Origin of the sequence: Klebsiella sp. 141161, assembly GCF_050600815.1 — a bacterium.
Classification (GTDB): domain Bacteria; phylum Pseudomonadota; class Gammaproteobacteria; order Enterobacterales; family Enterobacteriaceae; genus Klebsiella; species Klebsiella aerogenes.
Genome location: NZ_JAQIRN010000001.1, coordinates 1 through 26,466, shown reverse-complemented (window position 1 = coordinate 26,466; position 26,466 = coordinate 1). Strand labels below are relative to the sequence as shown.

Below are 26,466 nucleotides of genomic sequence, written 5' to 3'. Positions count from 1 at the left end.
ATTAAGATGGCCTGCGACAATAATTCGCGTCGTTGAATTACACCTGCAAGGATTAAGCTGATGAAAAAAGAGTGCCGCGTCGTTATCTATAAAGAGGGGCTGCTGGGCAGTATGTTTTTCGGCGAAGCCAAGGCCGATCCCGATAAAATGAGCCGGTTCCTCACTGAGTACACGCAGCAGGGCTGGGAAGTCAAAACCATGGCGGTCGAACGCCGCCGCAGCGCCCTGTTCTGGTCGCGCGAAGCGTATTTATTTGTGCTCGAACGCGCCATCTGATGCGTTAATTTATTTCATATAACATAACGCCATTCTGGTTAATCGTTTGTTTAGATTGACCAGGATACTATCTATCCAACAACCGTAAACCCTGTTCAATGAGGACAACATTAGCGCATAAATAAGATGGAGGTAGACCATGCTGGGAAATATGCATGTTTTTATGGCCGTACTGGGAACAATCCTGTTCTTTGGTTTTCTGGCCGCGTATCTAAGCCACAAATGGGATGACTGATGAACGACGATAATCCCCACCCGTAAGCGCCCCCTGCTGCTGTTGCACCAGGGGGCGTTCTGCTTTAAGTCACTTCTTCGAACGCCTGCCACATCATCCCCACCGCCTGTTTACTGCCGCTTATAAGGTTTTTCTACGCTTGCGCGAATACATCACTTCATCGCTTTGTTTAAGCATATCCCCAAGCGTCGGATAACGGCTGGCATCGCTCTGTAGCTCGCCGTAAGAGTAATTAATGTTATAGGGCTTACCTGACGTCTGGTTGTAATGATCGACACTCTCACGCAGCTTTTGCAAGAATGTGTCGGCACGCCCGTTGCGGGTAATCATCGCGGCGAACTCATCGCCGCCTAAACGGCCGACAACCTCGCCTGGCAGCAGATGTTGCGCCAGAAACGCCGCAAAGGTTTTTAGCACCTCGTCACCTTCCGCATGCCCCCACAGATCGTTAATGGGTTTGAATTTATCGAGATCAAAAAAGACCAGGCTAAACGGGGTTGAGTTACTCGTAAGCGTACGGAAACGTTTATCGCCGATGCGGTAAAAGCCGCGTCGGTTAGCGATGCCGGTCAGACTGTCGGTCATCGCCATGCCAATCACCTGGAACTCATCCTCGACGATATACGCCAGATCCTTGAGTACGGCGATCTCTTCATCGTTAAAATCGCGCGGCGTGGTATGAATCAGACATAGCGTGCCGGCCACGGCGCCATCGGGCAGATGGACAGGATAGCCCGCGTAGAAGCGGATATAGGGTTCGCCCGTCACCAGCGGGTTATCATAAAAACGATCGTCATTGACCGCATCGTTAACGATGAAGGCGCCGTCCTGCAAGATGGCGTGGGCGCAAAAAGAGATATCGCGCCGGGTCTGGCGAATCCCCAATCCCTGACAGGCGAGCAGCCACTGCCGTTCACGGTCGAGCAGGCTGATGAGTACCACCGGCACCTGAAAAATTTTTTTAGCCAGCCGGGTGAGGCGTTCGAAACGCTCATCATCACGGGTATCCAGCAGGTCCGCCAGATACAGCGATTTCAGTCTTTCTTCTTCATTTTCCGGTACGCCAGGGAATTTCATAAAACCTCATTGCAATAAAGCGAAAAAATCAGGTGGCGGGATTAATGAGCAGCAGATGAAAAGCGCGTCAGCGCCCCATACCAGTCATAGCTGCCCTGGGTACCAATTTCGCGTTCCCCCTCCTCCAGCTTCAGCAGAAAACGGCGTTTATTGAGCTGATCGAGGTTGTGGAAGTAATTTGCCAGCCGTCGGGCTAAATCTTCATACATGGCGAAAGCCACCGCGGTCCCTTGCGCCGTATCGGCATACTTAGCAAATTCGTTCTTAATCGCCTGAAAATCATCGTTCATTGAGAGCACCACCTCCTGTTACATTGTCATCAGTATGGTTAGCACTGGCCGTTTTTTCCATCCCAATAGCTATCAGCATTTTATGCTGCCTGCAAAAATACAGCCCGCGGAAAACCCGAGACCTACGCCATAAAAAACAACGTGTTTACGCTGCTATCAGCGCAAATTACCGGCAACCAGCAGAAGATAATAAAATCGACAAGCGACGAGACCGGGGCGAATGGGCAAAAAAAAACCGCCATGTGACTGGCGGTGAATAAATGCTTGCATGGATAGATCGTAGATTGTATTTAGCGTTTTCGTAGAAAAGCGTCGGGACTTCCTACGTCTGACTCGCAGGCTAGCACGCCCTTGTTCAATAAATCTTAAACCGCAGACGTACTCATAGCTTCTCCACCAGCGCTTTAAGTTCCGCGATCAGCGGCGCGGTATTATCCTGCGTCCCGAGCGGCCACGTCGACTGGCGTACCACCAGCCGCGCCGGCAGCAGTTCGCGCAGGCGGCCGGTCGGCGCCGCCATCTGCTGCATCAGTAATTCCACCGCCCGGCGGCCTAACAGATCAAAATCCTGGGCGACAGTGGTAAGCGGCGGCTGAAAGTAAAGGCTATCGGCCGTATCGTCATAACCGGTCACCGAAATCGCCTGGCTGCCGCGTCGATTAAGCTGCGCCAGCGCGCTTAACACCCCAAGCGCCATCTGATCGTTGGCGACCACAATCGCGCTTAATTTCGGGTTTTTATGCAGCAACTCGAAGGTTTTTTGCCAGCCGCTTGCGGCGCTCCAGTCGCCGAATACCGTGATCGATTGACTGACCCCCAGCCGGTGCAACGTCTCGCGCCAGCTGCCAAGGCGCATCCGCGCCGACACCGAGCTTTCCGGCCCGGCCAACAGGCCGAACTCGCGATGTCCTAATTCCCAAAGGTGGCGCACGCAGGCGCCGCAGCCATCACGATGATCGAAACGCACACAGGAGACATCCGTCTCCGGCGAGACATCGAGAAACAGACAGGCGATATCCGTATTTTCCGCGGCCAGCCGTTCGGCGACGCTGCTCTCAAGCGGCAGGCTGATAATGGCGCCTCGAATATTCTGGGCGCGAAACTCATCCAGCCGCGCCTGCAGCGCCGGATAATCACTTTGCGCCGGCATGGCAATGGCGACCTCCAGCCCCTGCTCACCGGCATACCGTTTCACCGCCGCGGCAATTTGCGACGGCGCGTGTAAGGTCAACGACGCGGTGATAAGCCCTATCGATGCCGCCGCTTTGCCCGCCAATAGCTGTGCCGAACGGTTAGGCACATAGTGCAGCGTCTGCATCGCACGCAGCACCTTTTCACGGGTGCGCTGCGCCACAATCTGCGGGTTATTCACCACCCGCGAAACCGTCTGCTGCGATACGCCCGCCTCGCGGGCGACATCTTCTAAAGTGGCTGAACGGCGCTGCATCGCATACTCCTGTCAGTGAAAAGGCTTAATGTCTAACGCTAACATTTTATGTCTTCCTTACGACAGAAATCTGCTATTTCAGCCGTGATTCGTGATCGTGAAGGGGTTTCATTTTCACCAATATTGCGGGCCGGTGAAAAATACCCGATAACCCGATGAGATTGTTTAGCGAATAACATTTATTACCATTATCCGTCAGGTATGCGTATGCAACGATATGATTCAGGCGCCGCTCGCGGCCCCGCTTTTCACGAAGTTCTGGCCCGCCAGGACTGGCAGAACCAGACTATCACTCACCTCAACCGACTGCCCGCTCATCCCTCTTTTGCCAGCTGGCGCGATGCCGATGCGGCGCGCGACAACCGCCCTTCTGACCGCCGTCGTCAACTGGACGGCGAATGGCAATTTTCCTATGCCCGCAGTCCATTTCAGGTGGATGCCAGCTGGCTACTGCATGACCTGCCCGACAGCCGCCCGACGCCGGTGCCTTCAAACTGGCAAATGGAGGGTTATGACGCGCCGATATACAGCAACGTCCGCTATCCGATTGATACCGTGCCGCCGCGGGTGCCCGAAGACAACCCTACCGGCTGCTATTCGTTACAGTTGACCGTCGATGAGGGGTGGCGGGCCGAAGGGCAAACGCAAATTATCTTTGATGGCGTCAACTCCGCCTTTCATCTGTGGTGCAACGGCGAGTGGGTCGGCTACTCCCAGGATAGCCGCCTGCCCGCCGCCTTTGATTTAAGCCCGTATCTGCAGCCAGGCGCCAACCGCCTGTGCGTGATGGTGATGCGCTGGAGCGCGGGCAGTTGGCTTGAAGATCAGGATATGTGGCGCATGAGCGGTATCTTCCGTTCAGTCTGGCTGTTGCATAAACCGCGGGCCCGCTTCAGCGATGTGCAATTAACCCCGCAGCTCGATGCTCTATATCGCGACGCGCAATTGCAGGTCAAACTTAGCGTCGAGGCCGCGCCTGAAGCGCTGGCGGCGTTGGAAGTGGAGGTCGCGCTGTGGGATGGCGAGACACGGATTGCCAGCCAGCGCCAGCCGCTGGGTACGCCGATTGTTGATGAACGCGGCAGCTACGCCGAGCGGGCAATCGTCAATCTCGACGTCGAGCGCCCGCGACTGTGGAGCGCCGAGCAGCCGCATTGCTACCGCGCGGTGGTGTCGCTATGGCGCGGCGAGACGCTTCTGGAAGCGGAAGCCTGGGACATGGGTTTTCGCCAGGTCGAAATCCGTGATGGCCTACTGTTGCTCAACGGCAAGCCGCTGCTGATTCGCGGCGTCAACCGCCACGAACATCATCATCAGCGCGGCCAGGTGGTCATCGAAGAGGATATGGTGCAGGACATTCTGCTGATGAAGCAGAACAATTTCAACGCCGTGCGCTGTTCGCACTACCCCAACGCCCCGCGCTGGTACGAGCTATGCAACCGCTACGGCCTGTACGTGGTAGACGAAGCCAATATCGAAACTCACGGCATGGTGCCGATGAATCGGCTGTCTGACGATCCGACCTGGCTTGCCGCTTACAGCGCGCGCGTCACCCGTATGGTCCAAAGCAACCGCAACCATCCCTCGATCATTATCTGGTCGCTGGGTAATGAGTCCGGCTGCGGCGACAACCATCAGGCCATGTACCAATGGTTGAAGCACAACGATCCTTCGAGGCCGGTACAGTATGAAGGCGGCGGCGCCGACAGCAGCGCCACCGATATTATCTGCCCGATGTACGCCCGCGTAGAGCGCGACCAGCCCTTCCCGGCGGTGCCCAAATGGTCGATTAAAAAGTGGATCGGGATGCCTGGCGAGCAGCGTCCGTTGATCCTCTGCGAATACGCCCACGCGATGGGCAATAGCCTGGGCAATTTCGCCGATTACTGGCAAGCCTTCCGCGACTATCCTCGCCTGCAGGGCGGTTTTATCTGGGATTGGGCCGACCAGGCAATCGAGAAAACATTCCCGGATGGTAGCGTCGGCTGGGCCTATGGCGGCGATTTCGGCGATAAGCCTAACGACCGGCAGTTCTGCATGAATGGCCTGGTATTCCCCGACCGGCGCGCCCATCCTTCGCTTATCGAGGCCAAACATGCGCAACAGTATTTCCAATTCGTCTTGCTCGAACAAAATCCGCTGCGGATTGCTATCACCAGCGAATACCTGTTCCGCGCCACCGATAACGAAACGCTGCGCTGGCGCGTAGAGTGCGCCGGAGAAACGATAGCCAGCGGCGACTTAGCGCTGACGCTGGCGCCGCAAGAACGGGCGGAATTCACCCTTAGCGACAGCCTGTCCCTGCCGCGCGGCGCCCGCGATGTCTGGCTGCAGCTCGAAGTGATCCAGCCACAGGCGACGTCATGGTCTGTGCCCGGTCATCGCGTCGCCTGGCAGCAGCTAACGCTTGCCGCGCCGCTGGCGCTATCAGAGACCTCCGCCGAAGGCCCGGCGCCCGTCCTGACGATTGAGCCCACGCTCTATCAGGTCAGCGTCGGATCCCAGCGCTGGGTTATCGATCGCCAAAGCGGACGTTTAAGCGAATGGTATTGCGCGGGAGAACAGCAGCTGCTGACGCCGCTGGAGGATCAGTTTGTCCGTGCGCCGCTGGACAATGATATTGGCGTCAGCGAAGTCGAACGTATCGATCCGAACGCCTGGGTCGAGCGCTGGAAGAGCGCCGGTCTGTACCAGTCGACGACCCGCTGTGCGAAATGCGAGGCGCAACAGCTGGCGCGGGAGGTGATAGTTGATAGCTACTGGCACTATCTGCGCGGCGAAGAGACCGTCATTGCCAGCCACTGGCGCATGACCTTCACCGCCGACGGCAAGCTCCAGCTCACCGTTGATGGCGAACGAGCCGCAACGTTACCGCCGCTGGCGCGCGTCGGGCTGCGCTTCCAGGTCGCCGATCAGCACGCTGAGGTCAGCTGGTTGGGATTAGGGCCGCACGAAAACTATCCGGATCGCAAAAGTAGCGCCTGTTTTTCACGCTGGCAACAGCCGCTGCGCGAGATGAGCACGCCCTATATCTTCCCCAGCGAAAACGGTCTGCGCTGCGATTGCAAAGCGCTGGACTGGGGACGCTGGCACGTCGCAGGCCAGTTCCACTTTTCGGTGCAGCCGTACAGTACGGAACAGCTGATGACGACCGATCACTGGCATCGCATGGCGCCGGAAAAAGGCGTCTGGATCACGCTCGACGGCCAGCATATGGGCGTGGGCGGCGATGATTCCTGGACACCAAGCGTTCTGCCACAGTGGCTGCTGCTCGAGGCCCAATGGCGCTATCAGGTTACGCTTCATTGTCACTAATAACGGGGGCTTCGGCCCCCACCGCACAGGTATAATAAGATATGAAACTCTCTGAACTCACGCCCCGCGAACGGCACAATTTTATCTATTTCATGCTGTTCTTTTTCTTTTACTATTTCATTATGTCGGCTTACTTTCCCTTTTTTCCGGTGTGGCTGGCGGAAGTAAACCATTTAACGAAAACCGAAACAGGGATTGTTTTCTCCTCCATTTCGCTGTTCGCGATAATTTTCCAACCGGTGTTTGGCCTGATTTCCGATAAGCTCGGGCTGCGTAAACATCTGCTGTGGACCATTACCGTACTGCTTATTTTATTCGCCCCGTTCTTTATTTTTGTCTTCTCGCCGCTGCTGCAAATAAACATTATCGCCGGCGCTCTGGTGGGGGGCGTTTATTTAGGCGTGGTATTTTCCAGCGGTTCTGGCGCTGTCGAGGCCTATATTGAACGCGTCAGCCGCGCCAACCGTTTTGAATATGGCAAAGTGCGCGTCTCGGGCTGCGTCGGCTGGGCGCTTTGCGCGTCAATTACCGGTATCTTATTCGGCATCGACCCGAATATTACCTTCTGGATAGCCTCCGGTTTTGCGCTGGTGCTTGGCGTGTTGTTATGGCTATCGCGTCCGGAAGCCAGCAGCAGCGCGCAGGTTATTGACGCCATCGGCGCCAACCGCCAGGCCTTTTCTCTACGTACGGCGGCCGAACTGCTGCGAATGCCGCGCTTCTGGGGATTTATTATTTATGTGGTGGGCGTCGCCAGCGTGTATGACGTTTTCGACCAGCAGTTCGCAAACTTTTTTAAAGGCTTTTTCGCCACGCCGCAGCGCGGGACCGAGGTCTTCGGCTTTGTCACCACCGGCGGTGAATTACTCAACGCGATGATTATGTTCTGCGCCCCGGCAATTATTAACCGTATCGGTGCGAAAAACGCCCTGCTGACGGCCGGCATAATTATGTCGATGCGCATTCTCGGATCTTCATTTGCGACTTCGGCGGTGGAAGTGGTCATTTTAAAAATGCTGCACATGTTTGAATTACCGTTCCTGCTGGTCGGGACCTTCAAATATATATCTTCCGCATTTAACCCTAAGCTTTCCGCCACCCTATTTTTAATCGGCTTTAACCTGTCGAAACAGCTTTCCGGCGTAGTGCTTTCGGCCTGGGTCGGGAGGATGTACGACACCGTGGGTTTTCACCAGGCCTACCTTATCCTCGGCTCAATCACCCTGAGCTTTACCCTGATATCGCTGTTTACCTTAAAGGGCGGTAAGACGCTGCTACCCGCGGCAGAGTATAACAACGCGGCCTGAGAGATTAACGTTCCGTCAGGGATGACGGCAACGCCGCTTTAATTTGCGTTTGCCCACCGTTGTTTTCCAGTTCGTAGAGGCGGCTCTGCGCACGCGCCGAGATCAATTGCGCCAGTTCCGCCGAGTGGCTGGTGAGCCAGATCTGGCTATAGCGTGATGCTTCGACAATCAGTCGCGCCAGCGCCGGGAACATCTGGCGATGCAGGCTGTTTTCCGGCTCATTAATGGCGAGAAACGCCGGCGGCCGTGGGCTGAGCAAAGCTACCGCCAGGCACAAAAAACGCAGGGTGCCGTCAGACATCTCCGCCGCCAGCAGAGGCCGATAAATCCCCTCCCGGCGCATCTTCATCACGAAACGCGAGTTTTCGTTCTCGCAGAAAAAGGTACAGTCGGGAAACGCTTCGCCGAGGATTTCATGCAGCAACTCCTCAGCGCCGATTTCGACGATAGTCTGAAAGGCGGCCGCCAGATTGCCGCCATCGCTATCGAGCACCGGCGAACGATAGCCGACCGTCGGCTGGCGTAGCGGTGAAAGCCTACCGATGGCAAACTCATGGTAAAAACGCCAGCGGCGCATGGTCTCCCGCACGCGCGACACTTCCGGGAAACGATGCGGCTCGCCTAGCTGGCCGAAAATAGACTCGTTTTCGTAAATAGTATCGGTGAAGGTACTTTTTTCACCGTTGACGTCGACCAGGAACGCCGCCTGGTTTTTCCGCTGCAGTACACGCGACGACGGCCGGCGGTTAAAGCCCGACAGCCAGATATTCTCTTCTTTAACGATCGGATCGAGCATGAATTGCGTCGGATACGGCAGTTTTTCCGGAAATCCGACCTGCAATTCATATTCAAATTCATCGGTCAGGCAGGCGATTTGCAGACGCCGCGGATGGCGATCGGTTGGCGCCTGCTTTCCCGACCACATGATATTCTCCAGTCCGCCCTCCTCGCTGACATAGCTGGAAAACTGGCCGTCAGCCGAGGCGGTTAACAGATGGATCGCTTTGTAGATATTCGATTTTCCGCAACCGTTAGGGCCGAACACAATGTTCAGCGGCCCCAGTTCCAGTTCAATCTCTCTGACTGAACGGAAGTTGTTAATACGAATACGGTTAATCATGCCATTCCTCAGGCGCGCCGACGCTCAACTGAGCGATTTTTTCATCCCACGCGTTAGCGCGACTCTGGCGAGCTTATCGGCATCCAGATGTGAATCACTAAATACGCCAAAAAACAGACGTTCATTATCAATAACCTGCGACACCACCCGGTAGTTCAGCGGCAGCCCGGATGGCGCGCCGTACTGCGCAGGGGTGACGGAAACTTCCGTCGCGGTGTCGGCGACGCTGACCAGCAGACCATCTGCTTTGCCGCCTACCAGCATGACCTTAATTAACGGGTGCACAGTGTTCCTCCCGAGTGGGGTCAAAAATGTCATTGAACAAGTCCCAGGCCACGCCCAAGCGTCGCAGGAAAAAACATCGTCGTAAGTACTTTTTTATAGTTCATAGCGGCCTGGAATATAAAAAAAAACAAATTGCACTTTGTAAGCACGCATTATTAGTAGTAAAGGCCGACAAATGATGAAGGAAAAAAGTGGAATTGTGAATCTTAACAACTCTTATTTGTTGCGCCGGGCATTGAGAATGGTCGCAAAATGTACATTGGTTACAGTGGCATGCCGTGCGTTTTGATAGCCCGTACAAGGCGCAAAGCGTCGCCTCCGGGGAAAAACCCTGGCGGCGACGGGTCGCACAGTATCTACAAGCCGCGATTTTTCAACATCGGCTCGATCAGCGGATCGTGCCCGCGCCAGTCGCGATACAGCGCGTCGAGATCGCCGCTGTTACCGCGCGATAAGATCGCCTCGCGGAAGCGCTGGCCGTTTTCCCGGGTTAATCCCCCCTGCTCGACAAACCACTGATAACCGTCGTCGGCGAGCATTTGCGTCCACAGATAGGCATAGTAGCCCGCCGCATAACCGCCGCCGAAAATATGTGAGAAATAGCTGCTGCGATAGCGCGGTGGAACCGCCGCCAGATCCATCTGCTCCTCGCGCAGCGATTGCTGTTCAAAAGCATCGACATCCTGCGGCAGCGCCTGCGTGATGACGCTGTGCCAGCGCATGTCCAGCAGCGCCGCCGCCAGCAGTTCGCTCATGTCATAACCCTTATTGAACGTTGAGGCGCGGAACATGCTGTCGCGCAGATCGTCCGGCATAGCGTCGCCGGTCTGGTAGTGCTTCGCATAATGGGCGAAGACCTGCGGCTCGCGGGCCCAATGTTCATAAATCTGCGACGGAAACTCGACGAAATCGCGCGGCGTGTTGGTGCCTGAAAGGCTCGCATAGCGCTGGTTAGCGAACAGGCCGTGCAGCGCATGGCCAAATTCGTGGAACAGCGTGATGACGTCATCCCACGATAGCAGCGCGCAGCCGCCGGCTTTTGGTTTCTGGTAGTTGCAAACGTTGTAAATTACCGGACGCTGGGCACGCAGCGTCGATTGCTCGACGAACACGTCCATCCAGGCGCCGCCGCTTTTGCTGTCACGCGAGAAATAATCGCCGTAAAACAGCGCCATGCCTTCGCCGTTGGCATCAAAGATTTCCCATACCCGCACATCGGGATGGTAAAGCGGAATATCAAAACGTTCGACAAAACGGATGCCAAACAGCTGGGAGGCGGTCCAGAAAACGCCATCTTCCAGCACCCGGTCCAGAGCGAAATAGGGTTTTAGCTGCGCTTCATCGATGGCGAATTTAGCGCGCCGCACCTGCTCGCCGTAATATAACCAGTCCCAGGCCGCAGCCTGAAAATCGCCGCCCTCTTCATCAATAACCCGCTGGATGTCGGCAAGCTCCTGTTCGGCGCGGCGGCGGGCCGCAGGCGCGATGCGGCGCATAAAGGCAAGCGCCTCAGACGGCGTTTTCGCCATCTGGTCGGCCATCGACCAGCTCGCGTAATCGGCGACGCCCAGCAATTCAGCCTTACGCGCGCGGATTTCCGCCAGCCGCAAAACCAGTTCACGGGTGTCGTTGGCATCGCCCTTCTGGTTACGCGTCCAGCCCGCGGCGAACAAATTGCGCCGGGTCTGGCGATCGGCAAGTGCCTGCAGCGCCGGTTGCTGGGTGGTATTGGTCAGCGCCAGCAGCCAACGGTCTTGCAGGCCTTTGTCGCGCGCGGCATCGGCGGCGGCGGCAATCTCATCCGCGGCCAGTCCGTCAAGCTGGTGTTGATAATCAACGACCAGACCGCCGGACTTCACCGCCGCCAGCAGACGCTGCTGGAACTGACTTTGCAGTGACGCTTCCTCGGTATTCAACGCTTTTAGCGCGGTTTTCTGCTCTTGCGCCAGCGCGGCTCCCGCCAGCTGAAAACGCTGCCAGCTCACCTCGAGCAGACGACGCGACTCCGGATCCAGACTCAGGGCGTCGCGTTGCTGCCAGACCTGTTTAACACGCTGGTACAGCGCCTCGTTAAGCCAGATATCGTTGCCAAGCTCGGCGAGCTCGGCTGAGAATTGTTCGTCCAGTTGCTGTATCAGCGGATTGGTATTCGCCCCGGCCATGGCGAAAAAGACTCGGGTTACCCGGCCTAATAGTTGGCCGCTCTGTTCCAACGCAACCAGGGTATTGTCAAAATCCGCCGGCGCCGGGTTATTGATTATCGCCGCAATCTCCTCGCGCTGGCGCCGTACGCCCTCATCAAAAGCCGGGCGATAATGACTATCTTCAATCAAATCAAAATGCGGCGCCTGGTACGGCAGCAGGCTGACGTGTAAAAAGGGGTTATTGTCCGACATCATTCTCTCCTGAACGCGGGTATCCACTAAGATTAGGCAACTCATTGATTGGCCGCAATGATTTATCCAGCCAGCGCGTTATACCAACAGATGACGATACGATTTTCCTTTACCGCGCGGCGTTATCGCGTGCTATGTTATGACAACACAAAAAGCGTTGAGGAACAGTAAGATGATTATTCTGGTGACTGGTGCAACTGCTGGATTTGGCGAAAGTATTACTCGTCGTTTTATCGCTAATGGCCACAAAGTTATCGCCACCGGGCGTCGTGAAGAGCGCCTGAAGACGCTCAAAGAGGAGCTTGGCGATAACCTGTATACCGCGCAACTCGACGTGCGTAATCGCGCCGCCATCGAAGAGATGATCGCCGGGTTGCCTGCACAGTGGCAGGCTATCGATGTTCTGGTGAATAACGCCGGCCTGGCGTTAGGTCTGGAACCCGCCCATCGCGCCAGCGTTGAAGATTGGGAAGACATGATCGATACCAATAATAAAGGCCTGGTGTACATGACCCGCGCGGTGCTGCCGGGGATGGTTGAGCGTAATCGCGGCCATATTATTAATATCGGTTCGACCGCCGGCAGTTGGCCCTACGCTGGCGGTAACGTCTACGGCGCGACCAAAGCGTTCGTGCGCCAGTTCAGTCTGAATCTGCGCACCGATTTGCACGGTACCGCGATTCGCGTCACCGATGTCGAGCCGGGCCTGGTAGGCGGCACCGAGTTCTCCAACGTGCGTTTTAAAGGCGACGATGCGAAAGCCGGTAAAACTTATGAGAACACCCAGGCGCTGACGCCGGAAGATGTCACCGAAGCGGTGTGGTGGGTCGCGAATCTGCCGAAACACGTCAACATTAACACGCTGGAAATGATGCCGGTCAGCCAGAGCTTTGCCGGTCTCAGCGTCCATCGTGAGGGCTAACGTCCTCTGCGGCCTGGCCTGCGGGCCAGGTCTGGGCGGAACGGCAAAAAACGAGTAAAATAATGCTCATAACCCATTAAAAAGTAATCATCAATGGCCGCAGAAACGCAACTGAATCCGACCCAGCCCGTCAATCAGCAAATCTATCGCATCCTTCGCCGGGATATTGTCCATTGCCTGATCCCGCCGGGAACCCCGCTGTCGGAGAAAGAGGTGTCGGTGCGATTTGATGTCTCCCGCCAGCCGGTACGCGAAGCCTTTATCAAATTGGCGGAAAACGGGCTGATTCAGATCCGCCCACAGCGCGGCAGCTATGTGAATAAAATCTCGATGGCCCAGGTGCGTAACGGCTGTTTCGTGCGCCAGGCCATTGAGTGCGCGGTAGTGCGCCGCGCGGGATCGATGATAAACGATGAACAGCTCTATCAGCTGGAGCAAAACCTCAATCAGCAGCGGGTGGCGGTAGAGCGTCAGCAGCTCAATGATTTTTTCCAGCTCGATGACGAATTTCACCAGAAATTGTCCCTTATCGCCGACTGCCAGCTGGCGTGGGACACCATTGAAAATATCAAAGCAACCATCGACCGGGTGCGCTATATGAGTCTCGATCACGTGACCCCGCCGGATATGCTGCTGCGTCAACATCTCGATATCTTTAAAGCGCTGGAAAAACGCGATCTTGATGCCGTCGAACAGGCGATGAATATCCATCTACATGAAATTAGCGAGTCGGTATTGTTGATTCGTCAGGAAAATAGCGAGTGGTTCAGCGAAGAATAATGGGATAAACGGCAGCCAACGTTGCGTCAGCTGCCGTAAAATAGATTACCGCACCACTAACACCGGAACTTTGGCATAGCGTAAAACGGATTCGGCGTTTGAACCAAGAAGATGGATTGAAATACCCGGTTTGCGAGAGCCAATAACGATAACGTCAAAATTCTCTTTTTCGCTCAGCGCTAATATTTCATCGCGCACATTGCCAAAAACAATGCGGGTATGGATCCGCGAAGCCGGGGTAGAAAACAACCGCGAGAGATCGCGCATTTTCTTTTCCGACTCCTCTTTCATGAAGGCTTCAAATTTACGAATATCCGCCGTGAAGCCGCGCAGCAGGGAACTGGTGCTGTTTGGCAGCACGTTCAGCAACGTGATTTCACCCTCTTCGGCAGATGCTAAAAAATCCGCGTGACGAACGGCCTTATCGCTTAAATCCATTTCAAAAACATCGACCGGCAACAGTATTTTTTTGTACATAGCCTGAGCTCCTTAGTCCTGAAGAAACCGTTGGGATGATTTTATTCTGCCATATTTAAACGTATGGGAATACGATCAATCACCCAAATAAATACTTCAGTAATAAAAATAAACTTCAACAATATATAATTAATTATAGATATTTAGAGTTATGTACAGGCGGGGAATATCACAAGATATTCGTATTGCTAATACAAAAATAGCCCAGCACGCAATACGTTGCCGGGCTATTCATCGTCGGACGTTTTTACTGGCCTTTAGCCCATTCGGCAACGGTCGCCTTCGCGCCGTGAATCTGTAAAGAGAGATACGCCGCCGTCACCGCATCGACAAAACGCGGTTCCTGCGGCAGACTTTCGCCGAAAATGGCCTTAATACCCAGCAGCGCCTGCACGCGTTCGCTCCCCTCTTTACTGCCCTGCACCGCCTGTTGAATGACCGGCAGCAGCGGATCGCTGATTTCAATTGCCTGCCCCTGATCATCGACGCCGCTCACGTAGCGCATCCAGCCGGCAATACCCAGCGCCAGCAGGCTGAAATCACTGTGATGCGCCAGGTGCCAGCGCACGGAATCCAACATACGCTGCGGGAGCTTCTGGCTTCCGTCCATCGCAATCTGCCAGGTGCGGTGCTTAAGCGCCGGATTACTATAACGCTCAATGAGCAAACCCGCATAACGCGCCAGATCCACGCCCTGTACACTCAGCGTCGGCGCTTGCTCTTGCAACATTAACGCCTGCGCGGCGCGGCGGTAGTTATCATCCTGCATGCAATCATTAATATGCTGATAACCGGCGAGATAGCCCAGATAAGCGAGGAACGAGTGGCTGCCGTTGAGCATACGCAGCTTCATCTCCTCAAACGGCACTACGTCAGTGACCAGCTCTGCACCGGCTTTCTCCCACTGCGGACGACCAGCCACGAAGTTATCTTCGATAACCCATTGGCGGAACGGTTCACAGGCCACACCGGCCGGGTCGCGCACTCCGGTGAGTTGTTCAATTTTATCCAGCGTATCTGCGGTCACGGCCGGAACGATGCGGTCAACCATCGTGGAAGGGAACGTTACGTTTTGCTCAATCCACTGCGCCAGTTCGTCATCAACGGCGCGGGCAAACGCACAAACTACGTTGCGCATTACGTGGCCGTTTTCCGGCATATTATCGCAGGACATGACGCTGAAAGGCGGCAGACCGGCGGCGCGACGGCGCGCCAGCGCTTCTACCACCACGCCCGGAGCCGATTTCGGCTGGTGTGGAGTTTGCAGATCGGCGGCAATCAGCGGGTTATCGAGCTGCAGCTGGCCGGTGGCCGGAGAGTGGCAGTAGCCTTTTTCGGTGATGGTCAGCGAGACAATCGCCACCTGCGGTTCGCACATTTTTGCCAACACGCTTTCCAGGCCGTCGACCTGCGCATGCATCGCCTGCTTCACCACGCCAACGACGCGCGCGGTCCAGGCATCGGCGGACATTTCAGCCACCGTATAGAGCAGGTCCTGCTGCTGCAAATCGGCAATCTGCTGCTCACCGCCAATGAGGTTCACTTCGGTATAGCCCCAGTCGCTGCCGTGTTCGGCGGCAAGGATATCAGCATATACCGCCTGATGGGCGCGGTGGAAAGCCCCAAAACCGAGATGAACGATGCGAGAAACCAGCTTGCTGCGATCGTAAGAAGGAAGCGTTGCCCTGGCGTTTAAAAGCGTGTTTTCCATGGTGTCTCTCATTTTTATGATGACTGATAAATCATTCTCAAACAGAATGTTTTGGTGAGGTAAACCATCGCACGCAATTGGTATGACATCTTTGATTTCCATCAACTACCATACAAGAAGATTCAGCGCTGTCGCGTTTCGTGATCCTGCGCGCAATGGCGGGAAGGAGCCGGGAGTAAACCCGGCTATCAAGGGTTAACGATATGATTATGATTTCGCGTATTGGCGGTTCGCGCTCAGCGCCTGACGTGTACCGGCGTCCGCCGCATCATGGTCCAGCCTCAGGTCACGGTCGCACACTTCCGGCATCAGTAATGACGAGATAAGACCGATAGCTGAATAGCAAATCAGCATCGCGACAATCGGCCACCACGAACCGGTTACGTTACAGAAGATACCGGCCAGTACCGGCCCGAATCCCACCGCCACCAGACCGCCGGCCTCTTTTGAGATAGCCATTCTGGTGAAGCGATTACGCGAGCCGAACATTTCCGCCATAGTGATATTTTCCAGCGCGAACAAGCCCAGCACCGCCACGTTATGAATGACAATCAGCGATAGCATAATCGTGCTGGCGCTATAACTTTTATCGACAATAATAGCCAGCATCGGCCAGGCCAGAATAATGGCGGAAATATTCACGATAATATAAGGAAGACGGCGCCCAACTTTATCCGACAGCCAGCCTAACAGCGGGATAGTAATAAAACCAATCACTGAGCTAATCATTAAGGCATCGGTCGGAATAGCCTTATCAAATAATAGAGTCTGTACCAGATATCCAGCGAGAAATGTTTGCAACAAACCGGAATTACCGGCCTGTCCAAAGCGTAACCCGGTCGCCAACCAGAATGATTTGCTTTTTAACATCGCGCCGAACGTGTTTTGCGCGGCGGCGGCTTTAGCCTGAATTTCATCGGCTTCATTGACCTGTTCAAATACCGGGCTCTCTTTCAGATTCAAACGCAACCAGATGGCAAAGATCATTACCACGACGCTTGCGAGGAACGGAATACGCCAGCCCCAGGCGATGAGCTGTTCGCGATCGAGCAGGAAGAACATTATCGCCCAGATGGCCGTGGCGCTCAGCGTCCCGCAGTTGGTGCCCATCGCCACCAGAGAAGAGATGATGCCGCGTTTGCCCTTTGGCGCATACTCCGCCAGCATGGTGCCGGCGCCGGAAATTTCAGCACCCGCCCCCAGCCCCTGAATAATACGCAGGGTCACCAGTAACACTGGAGCAAAAATGCCAATCTGCGCATAGGTAGGTAAAACGCCGATTAACGTGGTACAAATTCCCATCATGGTGATGGTAATAAACAGAACTTTTTTACGCCCGATGCGGTCCCCCATTTTACCGAATATAAAAGCGCCGACGATCCGCGCAATATATCCTGCGCCATAGGTTCCCATCGCTAATATCAGCGCCATGGCCGCCGACTGTTCCGGGAAAAATATCTCATGAAAGACCAGCGCGGCGCCTAAAGAATAAAGCTGGAAATCCATAAACTCCAGCGCCGTGCCAAGCCAACCGGATACCGCGGCGCGGATAAGATCCGTGGTACTTCTCTCATTTTTAGCTGTCGTCATAATAATAATCTCTAAAGTAGGATACAGCGAGGTTATTTATATTTATGCGTTGAAGGTTAATAACACCTTACAACAATGCTTGCGGTCTTCTTCAAATAACGTCATGGCATCGACAACATGCTCGAAAGCAAACTGATGGGTGATTAGCCGATCCGGATTAATTAATCCGTTTGCCAACCATTCAAGAACCAGCGGGAATTTATTGGCATTGAGCCTGGACGAATAAATAGTGAGCTCTTTGCCGGTGATCCCCTGCTGAGCCACCATTGAAGGTTCGGTAGAAAAACCCATCAGTACGATCCTGCCCGCCGGCGAGGCCAGTGCGATGGCCTCTGCGAAAATCGCCGGGTGGCAGGCGGCGTCGATAATCAGCGTCGGTCGGATCCCCTGCGCTTCCAGCGCCTGCGCCAGCGGCTGTTCATGATTATTGATGGTCCAGTCGGCGCCGTTTTGCTGCGCCATCTGCAGCCGCTCGGGGATCCGATCGGCGACGATCACCTGCTGCACGTTATAGACGCGCTTGAGCACCTGAATGGTGGTCAGCCCCATTGGCCCGGCGCCGTAGACCAGCGCGATATCCTGTTCGCGTGGTTTAGCCTGGCCGGTGACATTCGCCGCAATGGTAAAGGGCTCCACCATTACCGCGTGATGGTCGCTCACGTTCTCCGGTACCGGCCAGGCGTTTTTGGCCGGTACCACCGCGTATTCGCTAAACCCGCCATCGCGATGGACGCCCAGCACCACCAGCGAAGCGCAGACGTTGGGCTTACCGACCGAGCAGGGATAACAGTGGCCGCAGCTGATAACCGGATCAACCGTCACCCGCTGGCCTACGATTTTATCCGTCACGCCCTCGCCCACGGCATCAATCACGCCGAAAAACTCGTGGCCGATGACCCGCGGATATTTGGCGAACGGGTTATGTCCACGATAGATGTGGCTATCTGAGCCGCAAATTCCCGCCAGTTTCACCTTTACCCGTACTTCTCCATTTCCCGGCTGCGGCAGCGGCCGTTCTTCAATCGCCAGCGCGTTTGGCTGTTGGATAACAATGCTTTTCATTTTTCTCTCCTTACCAATTCCACAGCGTGCCATCTTCGAGGCGCGCCACCGGCAGACAGGCGGGTTCATAGGGGTATTTCGCCGCCAGCTTCTCGTCGAATTCGATGCCCAGCCCCGGTTTATCGCCCGGATGCATATAGCCATTGTCAAAACGCCAGCTATGCGGGAAGACCTCCAGCATCTGTTCGGAATAGCCCATGTACTCCTGCACGCCGAAATTTGGCACCCACAGGTCGAAATGCAGCGCCGCCGCCATGCATACCGGAGAGAGATCGGACGGCCCGTGAGAACCGGTACGTACCTGGTACAACGAAGCAAAATCGGCGATACGCCGCATGCCGCTGATCCCGCCAGCGTGGGTAATGGTGGTACGGATATAATCAATGAGCTGCTCTTCAATAAGCTGTTTGCAATCCCAGATGCTATTAAAGACTTCGCCGACGGCAATCGGCGTGACGGTATGCTGGCGAATTAGGCGGAAGCAGTCCTGATTCTCTGCCGGTGTCGGATCTTCCATCCAGAACAGACGATACTCCTCAACGCTTTTACCAAAGCGCGCCGCCTCGATCGGCGTCAGGCGATGGTGCATGTCGTGCAGTAAGTGCTCGTTGAAACCAAATCGTTCGCGCACGGCGGCAAACAGCCGCGGGGTAAAATCGAGATATTTTTCCGTCGACCACAGCTGCTCTTCCGGCCACACGCCTTTGGTCGCCGGCTCGTATGCCTGACCTTTGCCCTTGGCCATGCCGTAGGTGGTTTTCATCCCCGGAATACCGCACTGCACGCGGATCGCCTTAAAACCCATTTCCTGATGGCGGGCGTAGTCGTCCAGCACTTCATCAATGGAATGACCGGTGGTGTGGCAGTAGACCATCACCCCTTCGCGCGAGGCGCCGCCCAGCAGTTGGTAAAGCGGCATTCCGGCGGCTTTGGCTTTGATATCCCACAGCGCCATATCAACGGCGGAAATAGCCGACATGGTCACCGGGCCGCGGCGCCAGTAGGCGCCTTTGTAGAAGAACTGCCAGATATCTTCGATGCGGTGAGCATCACGGCCAATCAGCTGCGGACAAAGATGATCTTTCAGGTATGAGGCGACCGACAATTCACGGCCGTTGAGCGTGGCATCACCGAGGCCGACAATCCCGTCATCGGTGGTGATTTTTAAGGTGACGAAGTTACGCCCTGGGCAGGTAACGAACACGTCGGCAGCAACGATCTTCATGGGTAATTCCTTACATCTGTGCGGTTAGTGATCAAAATTAAATCACCAGACCTACTACCATACAAGTATGATATTTAAAAAAGATGCGAAGGATCACAAACGGATGTGGTTGCGGGGGGCGCCAGGCGCCCCCCGTTAGCGATTAATTAATGCGGTCTTTTACGATGAAGAAATAGCACAGCGCGCCGGTAAAGGTCACACAGGCGGCGATGACTAAGGCCAGGTTAAAGGAGTGCGTGGTATCCACTACCCAACCGGTGACAACCGGCGCAAAAGAGGCGAAAACAAAGCTGCCGAAGTTCTGGATCGCCGCCACCGACGCGACTTTATTCTCGCTAACCATCACCTGAACCAGCCCCCAGGCCGAGGTTCCGGCAAAGTGGACGCAGAATAGCGCCATGGAGATAAACGCCACCGCCTGGGTCGGCGAGTTAGATTGCACCACCAGCAACGTGCCGAGCGCAGAAAGCGTCAGGCCAACCACAATGGCCGTTTTGCGCGTTTTCGCCAAATCGTAACCGCGGCGCGCCAGCGCATCGACCACCAGCCCATTGACCCACATGCCCACCGCCGCGGCCAGAAACGGGATTGCCGCCACCCAGCCGGTTTTCGCCAGGCTCAATCCCTGCTGCGCCTGCAGATAACCCGGCAGCCACGCGATATACAGCCAGCCGGTATAGTTAACCCCGGAGAAGCCTAAAATCATGCCCCAGGTGGTGCGTCGTTTGAACAGCGCCAGCCACTCGCTGAATACCAGCGTTGGGCGCGCTTTTTCCGGCGCCGCCAGATACTGGCGCTCCTCCTGTTGCAGATCGAACTGCGCGCGGTTGCGATACCACGCGTACCAGCACAGGCCCACAACGATCCCGGCAAGGCCGATAACCACGAACATGGTGCGCCAGCCCCAGGCTATCTGCATCAGCACCAGCGCCGGCGGCGCGATCGCCTGGCCAAGCACCGTTGAGGAGTTAAAGATGCCGACCGCGGTACCGCGCTCTTTTTGTACGTACCAGTCGGTAATGGATTTTACCCCCGCCGGCATAAACGGCGCTTCGCCAATCCCGAGGCCAATACGGAGCAAAATAAAGTGGCTAAAGGAGTTCACCACCCCGGTTAGCGCCTGCATCAGTGACCAGAAAATCAGCCCTGCCCCCAATACAATTCGCGGGCCGAAGCGATCGAGCAAAATACCCGAGGGCAGTTGAGCAAAGCCGTATGACAGAGAGAACGCCGACAGCAGCACGCCGAATTCCGTCGCGCTAAGCCCGAGATCGCCGCGAATAGCCTCACCGGCAACGCTTAATGACGAACGATCGAGGAAGTTGACGATACCGGCGATGAACAGCAGCGTCAGGGTGACTTTTTGCACCCGGCCAATGCGCACGGGTTTGGCGCCAGCTTCGCTGGCAAGGGTTTGTGTAGCCATAATTGCCTCTTACGATAAACAGCACGATGCGGTTAGAGTAAGTAAGGCAACTAGTCGGCTACCATACAAGAATCAAGGTTAAAATTAGCGTGGAAGATCACAAAGGGCGATTTTTTATCCTGATGCGCGACGTTAAGCCCGCCCCCAGCCTGCAACGATGATCAGCATGCCGCATAGCGCAATCGCCGCCCCCGCCCAGTCAAAGTGGCTTAGCTTCACACCATCGACGAAACGCAGCCACAGCAGCGCGGTGCAGACGTAGACGCCGCCATAAGCGGCATACACTCTGCCACTGGCCTCCGGGTGCAGGGTCAGTAGCCAGACGAACATCGCCAGCGCCATCGCGGTTGGGATCAACAGCAGCGGCGAACCTCCCCGCTTCAGCCATAGCCACGGCAGGTAACAGCCGATGATTTCGCACAGCGCGGTAGCAAAGAAAAGTAACGTGGTTTTCAGCATTAAAGTTTGGTAAATGAGACAATTTGTTGCACTAGTGTACGCGATAATGCGCAGGCACCCATGCCATTTTGTCCGGTAGGCGCGGGTAGCGAGTTGTAGTAAACTTGTCCAACTGGTTAACCCTTTTTATCACTCAAAGGAAATCGTGATGAAAATGACACGCAATAAACGCTGGTGCCTGACCGCCCTGCTGGCGGCAAGCGCAATGGTCTATACCGCTTCGTCCTTCGCGCAAACCGACAAACTGGTGATCGAGTCCGGCGACAGCGCGCAGAGCCGTCAGCAAGCCGCAATGGAAAAAGAGCAGTGGAACGATACCCGCTCGCTACGGCAGAAGGTAAATAAACGCGCGGAGAAAGAGTGGGACAAAACCGACGTCGCCTTCGATGCGCAGGATAACTGCCAGAAGAGCGCCAACGTCAACGCCTACTGGGAACCCAACACCCTGCGCTGTCTTGACCGCCGCACCGGTCGCGTTATTACGCCATAATTCCCCGGCGCCCGTGGGCGCCATCCTCTATTAATGCACACAGGATTTCCCATGTCTGACGCCCCTCACGTCAAACTCCGCCCGCTTGAGCGCGAAGACCTGCGCTTCGTCCACCAGCTTGATAATAACGCCAGCGTAATGCGTTACTGGTTTGAAGAACCTTACGAGGCCTTCGTCGAACTCTCTGACCTTTACGACAAACACATTCACGATCAAAGTGAACGCCGTTTCGTCATCGAATGCGATGGCGAAAAAGCCGGGCTGGTTGAACTGGTGGAGATAAACCACGTTCACCGTCGCGCCGAGTTCCAGATTATTATCTCCCCGGAATATCAGGGCAAAGGGCTGGCGACGCGCGCCGCTAAGCTGGCAATGGACTACGGCTTTACCGTTCTGAATCTGTATAAGCTGTATCTGATTGTCGATAAAGAAAACGAAAAAGCGATCCACATCTACCGCAAACTCGGTTTTATGGTCGAAGGCGAGCTGATTCACGAGTTCTTTATCAACGGCGAATACCGCAATACCATTCGCATGTGCCTGTTCCAGCATCAGTACCTTGAGAAACATCGTCCTCAAGGCCAGACGCTACTCAAGCCCACGGCTCAGTAGTAGTCGATAGTGTTTTTGATGCTGTAGTGTCGCGTCACCGCCGGCTGGACGCTTTCATCGACAACCTGCATCTCGCAGCGGATCGGGTTGTCGTGATCGTCATAGTCACAGGTTTGATTCACCTTACCTAACGCGCGATCGTTAAATACACTCACCGCGCTGTAATCGAGCTTTTTACGCGGATCGGTGGACGGCGTCGATACGACACTGAAGCGCTCATCTTTCGCGGTGGTGGTTTTGCCCAGCGGATAGCCTTCGCTGTCGTAGCGATAGCTGGAAGTGCTTTCTTTCCCAAGAGCCTTCACCACAAACCCGTTGTCATCAGTCTCCCAGCTGACGCCCGCCGCCGGCATCTCGGCGAGCTGGCATTTCCCCTGCAGCCGCAGGCGTTTCTCCTGCGTTTGCGCATCGAGATAGTAATTCGCGTCCAGTACTAGCGTGGCGCCGGTTTTGTTTTCGAGGTCGGTAAAATCCAGCAGATCGAAACAGCCTTCTGCCGACACCTGGGCACGCACCCGCTTCACCATTTCCCCCTGGTCATCAAACAGAATTTGGGTAAAGGTTTTAACCGGGCCGCGCAGCGGGTCGAACTCAAACTCATTGGAAAAACTGGCCATCTCCGGGGTAAACGCCGCCGGCGTTGACGGCTTGTCACAGGCGCTGAGCAGCAACGCCGCCGGGATCAGCAAAAACAGTTTATTCACAGCCGCTACCTTTTTGGGAACATTCCAATCATTTTAGCAAATACAATTGTTTACACCAATTCTGCTATGCTTAAAACTGGATGACATCAATAAGGAGCTTATGATGAAACTATCCCCATGGTTGTGCGCGGCCCTGCTGCTGGGTTCGGCATCCGCACTGGCAGCGCCGGACTCCTGCGAGCGGGTAAAAGGCGAGATCCAGCAGAAGATTATCAACAACGGCGTACCGGCCGACGGTTTTAGCCTGGCCATAGTGCCGAACGATCAGCCTGACCAACCCGGCGCTCAGGTGGTGGGCCACTGCGCTAACGACACCTTCAAGATAATCTATACCCGCAGCGGCGACGCGGCGGCGACCGATTCAGACGGGCAATAACCGCCGCTTTCGAGTGAAGGATCTTATCTCTGGTTGACCGGAGATAAGATTCGCCTACCCCTATTTAAGTATTATTCCTCACCCATGCGCCAGCAGCCCCGCGGTTGCCAGCGGCATTTTGCATAATAAAAATCATGGAGTGAGCACAATGTCCAACCCTGAACATCCCGGCGGCGTCAGCCGTCGCACCCTCATAAAATCCTCAGCAATCGGTTCACTGGCCCTGGCCGCCGGCGGCCTGTCCCTGCCTTTCAGTCTACGCGCCGCGGCCGCCGCCGTGCAGCAAGCCACCTGGGCAGAAGAAAAAACCGTCTGGGGAGCCTGCTCGGTTAACTGCGGCAGCCGCTGCGCGCTGCGCCTGCACGTCCGCGACGACGAAGTGGTGTGGGTGGAAACCGATAATACCGGCCACGATATCTACGGCGATCATCAGGTTCGCGCCTGCCTGCGCGGGCGCTCTATTCGCCGGCGTATCAACCACCCCGATCGCCTAAACTACCCAATGAAACGCGTCGGCAAACGCGGCGAAGGAAAATTCGAGCGCATTAGTTGGACCGAAGCGCTGGATACCATCGCAGAAAGTCTGAAACGCGTGGTTAAAGAGTACGGCAACGAAGCGGTCTATATTAACTACTCTTCCGGAATTGTCGGCGGCAATATGACCCGCTCTTCCCCTTCCGCCTCGCCGGTGATGCGGCTGATGAACTGCTACGGCGGATCGCTCAACCAGTACGGCACCTACAGTACGGCGCAGATCGCCTGCGCCATGCCCTATACCTACGGTAGCAACGACGGCAACAGCACCTCGGATATTGAAAACAGTAAACTGGTGGTGATGTTCGGCAATAACCCGGCGGAAACCCGCATGAGCGGCGGCATTACATGGTACCTGGAGCAGGCGCGTGAGCGCTCCAACGCCCGTATGATCGTCATCGACCCACGCTATACCGATACCGCGGCAGGGCGTGAAGATGAGTGGATCCCGATTCGTCCCGGTACCGATGCCGCGCTGGTCGCCGGTATCGCCTGGGTATTAATTAATGAAAATCTGGTAGACCAGCCGTTCCTCGATAAATACTGCGTCGGCTACGATGAGAAAACCTTGCCGGCCGATGCCCCGGCCAACGGCCACTATAAAGCCTATATTCTCGGCCAGGGGGACGACGCTACCGCCAAGACGCCGCAGTGGGCCTCGCGTATTACCGGTATTCCCGCCGATCGCATCATTAAGCTGGCGCGCGAAATCGGTATGACCAAACCCGCCTATATCTGCCAGGGCTGGGGCCCGCAGCGCCAGGCGAACGGCGAACTCTCCGCGCGGGCTATCGCCATGTTGCCGATTTTAACCGGCAACGTCGGCATTAACGGCGGCAACAGCGGCGCCCGCGAATCGACCTATACCATCACCATTGAGCGCCTGCCGGTACTGGAGAATCCGGTAAAAACCGCCATCTCCTGCTTTAGCTGGACCGACGCTATCGCCCGTGGGCCGGAGATGACCGCAACCCGCGACGGCGTGCGCGGCAAAGAGAAGCTGACGGTCCCTATCAAATTTCTGTGGAACTATGCTGGCAACACCATCATTAATCAGCATTCCGACATCAATAAAACCCACGATATCCTGCAGGACGAGAGCAAATGCTCGACGATCGTGGTTATCGAAAACTTTATGACCTCGTCGGCAAAATATGCCGATATTCTGCTGCCGGACCTGATGACCGTAGAACAGGAAGATATTATTCCTAACGACTATGCCGGCAATATGGGCTATCTGATTTTCATCCAGCCCGCCACTAAGGCGAAGTTCGAACGCAAGCCTATCTACTGGATCTTAAGTGAAGTGGCAAAACGCCTTGGCGACGATGTGCATCAGCGCTTCACCGAAGGACGGACTCAGGAGCAGTGGTTACAGTATCTGTACGCCAAAATGGTCGCCAAAGACCCAGCGCTGCCGGGCTATGACGAGCTTAAAAAAATGGGCATCTACAAGCGTAAAGATCCGAACGGCCATTTCGTCGCCTATCGCGATTTCCGTCGCGATCCTGAAGCGCATCCGCTAAAAACACCTTCCGGCAAAATTGAGATTTACTCCAGCCGCCTCGCCGAGATTGCCGCCCGCTGGCAACTGGAAAAAGGCGAAGTCATCAGCCCGCTGCCGGTCTATGCCTCCACCTTTGAAGGTTGGGACGATCCGTTACGCAACCAGTTCCCGCTGCAAATGTTTGGCTTTCATTATAAGGCGCGTACCCACTCCAGCTACGGCAACGTCGATGTCTTACAAGCGGCCTGCCGTCAGGAAGTGTGGCTTAACCCCATCGATGCTGAAAAACGCGGAATTAAAAACGGCGACATGGTGCGCGTCTTTAATCAGCGCGGCGAGCTGCGTATTCCGGCAAAGGTCACGCCGCGCATTATGCCAGGGGTAACGGCGATGGGTCAGGGAGCGTGGCACGATGCCAATATGGCCGGCGATCGCGTCGACTACGGCGCCTGCATGAACACCCTCACCACCCAGCGGCCTTCACCGCTGGCGAAGGGAAACCCGCAGCATACCAACCTGGTCGAAATCGAGAAGGTTTAAGGAGTAAACCATGAGCGCTCAATACGGATTTTTTATCGATTCCGCCCGTTGCACCGGCTGCAAAACCTGCGAGCTGGCCTGTAAAGACTACAAGAACCTGACGCCGGACGTCAGCTTCCGTCGTATCTACGAGTATGCCGGCGGCGACTGGCAGGAGGACAACGGCGTCTGGAATCAGAACGTTTTTGCCTACTACCTTTCCATCGCTTGTAACCACTGCGAAGACCCGGCGTGCACCAAGGTCTGCCCGAGCGGGGCAATGCACAAGCGCGAAGATGGTTTTGTGGTGGTTAATGAAGAGGT

24 protein-coding genes and 1 pseudogene are annotated in these 26,466 nt (G+C 55.6%); 11 read left to right on the top strand and 14 right to left on the bottom strand.

Annotation, left to right across the window (positions count from 1 at the left end; genetic code table 11):
• Nucleotides 1-60 precede the first annotated feature (60 nt).
• Both PGR79_RS00125 and mgtS read left to right on the top strand, forming a co-directional pair.
• Nucleotides 61-276 carry a DUF4177 domain-containing protein gene (locus PGR79_RS00125; protein WP_015366741.1) on the top strand — a complete coding sequence of 72 codons (216 nt, stop codon included), beginning with the start codon at nt 61-63 and terminating at the stop codon, nt 274-276.
• Between the two features lie 139 nt (nt 277-415).
• Nucleotides 416-511: a protein MgtS gene (mgtS, locus tag PGR79_RS00120; protein WP_004102377.1), complete on the top strand. Its 96-nt coding sequence runs from the start codon at nt 416-418 to the stop codon at nt 509-511.
• 120 nt (nt 512-631) lie between these two features.
• On the opposite strand, the gene PGR79_RS00115 is transcribed toward mgtS, so the two are convergent.
• The 3 genes from PGR79_RS00115 to PGR79_RS00105 form a co-directional block, all read right to left on the bottom strand.
• Nucleotides 632-1,588 carry a sensor domain-containing diguanylate cyclase gene (locus PGR79_RS00115; protein ID WP_316423851.1) on the bottom strand — a complete coding sequence of 319 codons (957 nt, stop codon included), beginning with the start codon at nt 1,586-1,588 and terminating at the stop codon, nt 632-634.
• 41 nt (nt 1,589-1,629) lie between these two features.
• Entirely contained in the window at nt 1,630-1,878 is a 249-nt protein-coding gene (locus tag PGR79_RS00110) for a hypothetical protein (RefSeq protein WP_087860688.1), read from the bottom strand.
• Between the two features lie 382 nt (nt 1,879-2,260).
• Complete coding sequence (locus PGR79_RS00105; RefSeq protein ID WP_430920732.1) at nt 2,261-3,325, bottom strand: LacI family DNA-binding transcriptional regulator; 1,065 nt, start codon at nt 3,323-3,325, stop codon at nt 2,261-2,263.
• A gap of 207 nt (nt 3,326-3,532) precedes the next feature.
• On the opposite strand from PGR79_RS00105, the gene PGR79_RS00100 reads away from it, so the two are divergent.
• Together PGR79_RS00100 and PGR79_RS00095 are read left to right on the top strand one after the other, a co-directional pair.
• Entirely contained in the window at nt 3,533-6,640 is a 3,108-nt protein-coding gene (locus PGR79_RS00100) for a beta-galactosidase (protein ID WP_430920730.1), read from the top strand.
• A 41-nt stretch (nt 6,641-6,681) separates the two neighbouring features.
• Entirely contained in the window at nt 6,682-7,947 is a 1,266-nt protein-coding gene (locus tag PGR79_RS00095; protein ID WP_087860685.1) for an MFS transporter, read from the top strand.
• A 4-nt stretch (nt 7,948-7,951) separates the two neighbouring features.
• On the opposite strand, the gene PGR79_RS00090 is transcribed toward PGR79_RS00095, so the two are convergent.
• The 3 genes from PGR79_RS00090 to dcp form a co-directional block, all read right to left on the bottom strand.
• Nucleotides 7,952-9,067 carry an AAA family ATPase gene (locus PGR79_RS00090; protein WP_113373454.1) on the bottom strand — a complete coding sequence of 372 codons (1,116 nt, stop codon included), beginning with the start codon at nt 9,065-9,067 and terminating at the stop codon, nt 7,952-7,954.
• Nucleotides 9,068-9,091: 24 nt separating this feature from the next.
• On the bottom strand, nt 9,092-9,352 hold the full coding sequence (locus PGR79_RS00085; protein ID WP_087860683.1) for a hypothetical protein: 261 nt from the start codon (nt 9,350-9,352) through the stop codon (nt 9,092-9,094).
• Nucleotides 9,353-9,708: 356 nt separating this feature from the next.
• Nucleotides 9,709-11,748, bottom strand: a complete 2,040-nt coding sequence (gene dcp, locus PGR79_RS00080; protein WP_430920728.1) for a peptidyl-dipeptidase Dcp — start codon at nt 11,746-11,748, stop codon at nt 9,709-9,711.
• Nucleotides 11,749-11,920: 172 nt separating this feature from the next.
• Here dcp and ydfG point away from each other — a divergent pair, with 172 nt between their 5' ends.
• Nucleotides 11,921-12,670, top strand: a complete 750-nt coding sequence (gene ydfG / locus PGR79_RS00075) for a bifunctional NADP-dependent 3-hydroxy acid dehydrogenase/3-hydroxypropionate dehydrogenase YdfG (protein WP_113373456.1) — start codon at nt 11,921-11,923, stop codon at nt 12,668-12,670.
• 93 nt (nt 12,671-12,763) lie between these two features.
• Nucleotides 12,764-13,450, top strand: a complete 687-nt coding sequence (locus PGR79_RS00070; protein WP_113373457.1) for a GntR family transcriptional regulator — start codon at nt 12,764-12,766, stop codon at nt 13,448-13,450.
• A gap of 45 nt (nt 13,451-13,495) precedes the next feature.
• On the opposite strand, the gene PGR79_RS00065 is transcribed toward PGR79_RS00070, so the two are convergent.
• From PGR79_RS00065 to PGR79_RS00035, 7 genes and pseudogenes are all read right to left on the bottom strand, one after another.
• The gene (locus tag PGR79_RS00065) at nt 13,496-13,927 is read right to left on the bottom strand and encodes a universal stress protein (RefSeq protein WP_113373458.1); all 432 of its coding nucleotides are present in this window, start codon (nt 13,925-13,927) and stop codon (nt 13,496-13,498) included.
• Between the two features lie 247 nt (nt 13,928-14,174).
• Nucleotides 14,175-15,638 carry a mannitol dehydrogenase family protein gene (locus PGR79_RS00060; protein WP_113373459.1) on the bottom strand — a complete coding sequence of 488 codons (1,464 nt, stop codon included), beginning with the start codon at nt 15,636-15,638 and terminating at the stop codon, nt 14,175-14,177.
• A 207-nt stretch (nt 15,639-15,845) separates the two neighbouring features.
• A complete protein-coding gene (locus tag PGR79_RS00055; protein WP_113373460.1) occupies nt 15,846-17,228 on the bottom strand; it encodes an MFS transporter in 1,383 nt (460 codons plus the stop codon).
• A gap of 42 nt (nt 17,229-17,270) precedes the next feature.
• Entirely contained in the window at nt 17,271-18,290 is a 1,020-nt protein-coding gene (locus PGR79_RS00050; protein ID WP_113373461.1) for a Zn-dependent oxidoreductase, read from the bottom strand.
• 10 nt (nt 18,291-18,300) lie between these two features.
• The gene (gene manD, locus PGR79_RS00045; protein WP_113373462.1) at nt 18,301-19,515 is read right to left on the bottom strand and encodes a D-mannonate dehydratase ManD; all 1,215 of its coding nucleotides are present in this window, start codon (nt 19,513-19,515) and stop codon (nt 18,301-18,303) included.
• Nucleotides 19,516-19,657: 142 nt separating this feature from the next.
• Nucleotides 19,658-20,941 (bottom strand): MFS transporter, encoded by a 1,284-nt coding sequence (locus PGR79_RS00040; protein ID WP_113373463.1) that lies wholly within the window; start codon nt 20,939-20,941, stop codon nt 19,658-19,660.
• 132 nt (nt 20,942-21,073) lie between these two features.
• Nucleotides 21,074-21,462: pseudogene (locus tag PGR79_RS00035) on the bottom strand (YnfA family protein).
• Nucleotides 21,463-21,548: 86 nt separating this feature from the next.
• On the opposite strand from PGR79_RS00035, the gene PGR79_RS00030 reads away from it, so the two are divergent.
• Nucleotides 21,549-21,890, top strand: a complete 342-nt coding sequence (locus tag PGR79_RS00030; protein ID WP_015366763.1) for a DUF1283 family protein — start codon at nt 21,549-21,551, stop codon at nt 21,888-21,890.
• Between the two features lie 51 nt (nt 21,891-21,941).
• Nucleotides 21,942-22,502: a spermidine N1-acetyltransferase gene (speG, locus tag PGR79_RS00025; protein WP_015366764.1), complete on the top strand. Its 561-nt coding sequence runs from the start codon at nt 21,942-21,944 to the stop codon at nt 22,500-22,502.
• Here speG and PGR79_RS00020 read toward each other — a convergent pair.
• Nucleotides 22,496-23,206, bottom strand: coding sequence for a YnfC family lipoprotein (locus PGR79_RS00020; protein ID WP_087860675.1), 711 nt, complete (start codon nt 23,204-23,206; stop codon nt 22,496-22,498). The genes speG and PGR79_RS00020 overlap by 7 nt on opposite strands.
• Nucleotides 23,207-23,309: 103 nt before the next feature.
• Here PGR79_RS00020 and PGR79_RS00015 point away from each other — a divergent pair, with 103 nt between their 5' ends.
• The 3 genes from PGR79_RS00015 to PGR79_RS00005 form a co-directional block, all read left to right on the top strand.
• Nucleotides 23,310-23,582 (top strand): DUF1161 domain-containing protein, encoded by a 273-nt coding sequence (locus tag PGR79_RS00015; protein ID WP_087860674.1) that lies wholly within the window; start codon nt 23,310-23,312, stop codon nt 23,580-23,582.
• A 148-nt stretch (nt 23,583-23,730) separates the two neighbouring features.
• Nucleotides 23,731-26,163: a selenate/tellurate reductase subunit YnfE gene (gene ynfE / locus PGR79_RS00010; protein WP_430920724.1), complete on the top strand. Its 2,433-nt coding sequence runs from the start codon at nt 23,731-23,733 to the stop codon at nt 26,161-26,163.
• A 10-nt stretch (nt 26,164-26,173) separates the two neighbouring features.
• Nucleotides 26,174-26,466: 4Fe-4S dicluster domain-containing protein (locus tag PGR79_RS00005; RefSeq protein ID WP_430920722.1), on the top strand; the 293-nt coding region annotated here is incomplete at its 3' end.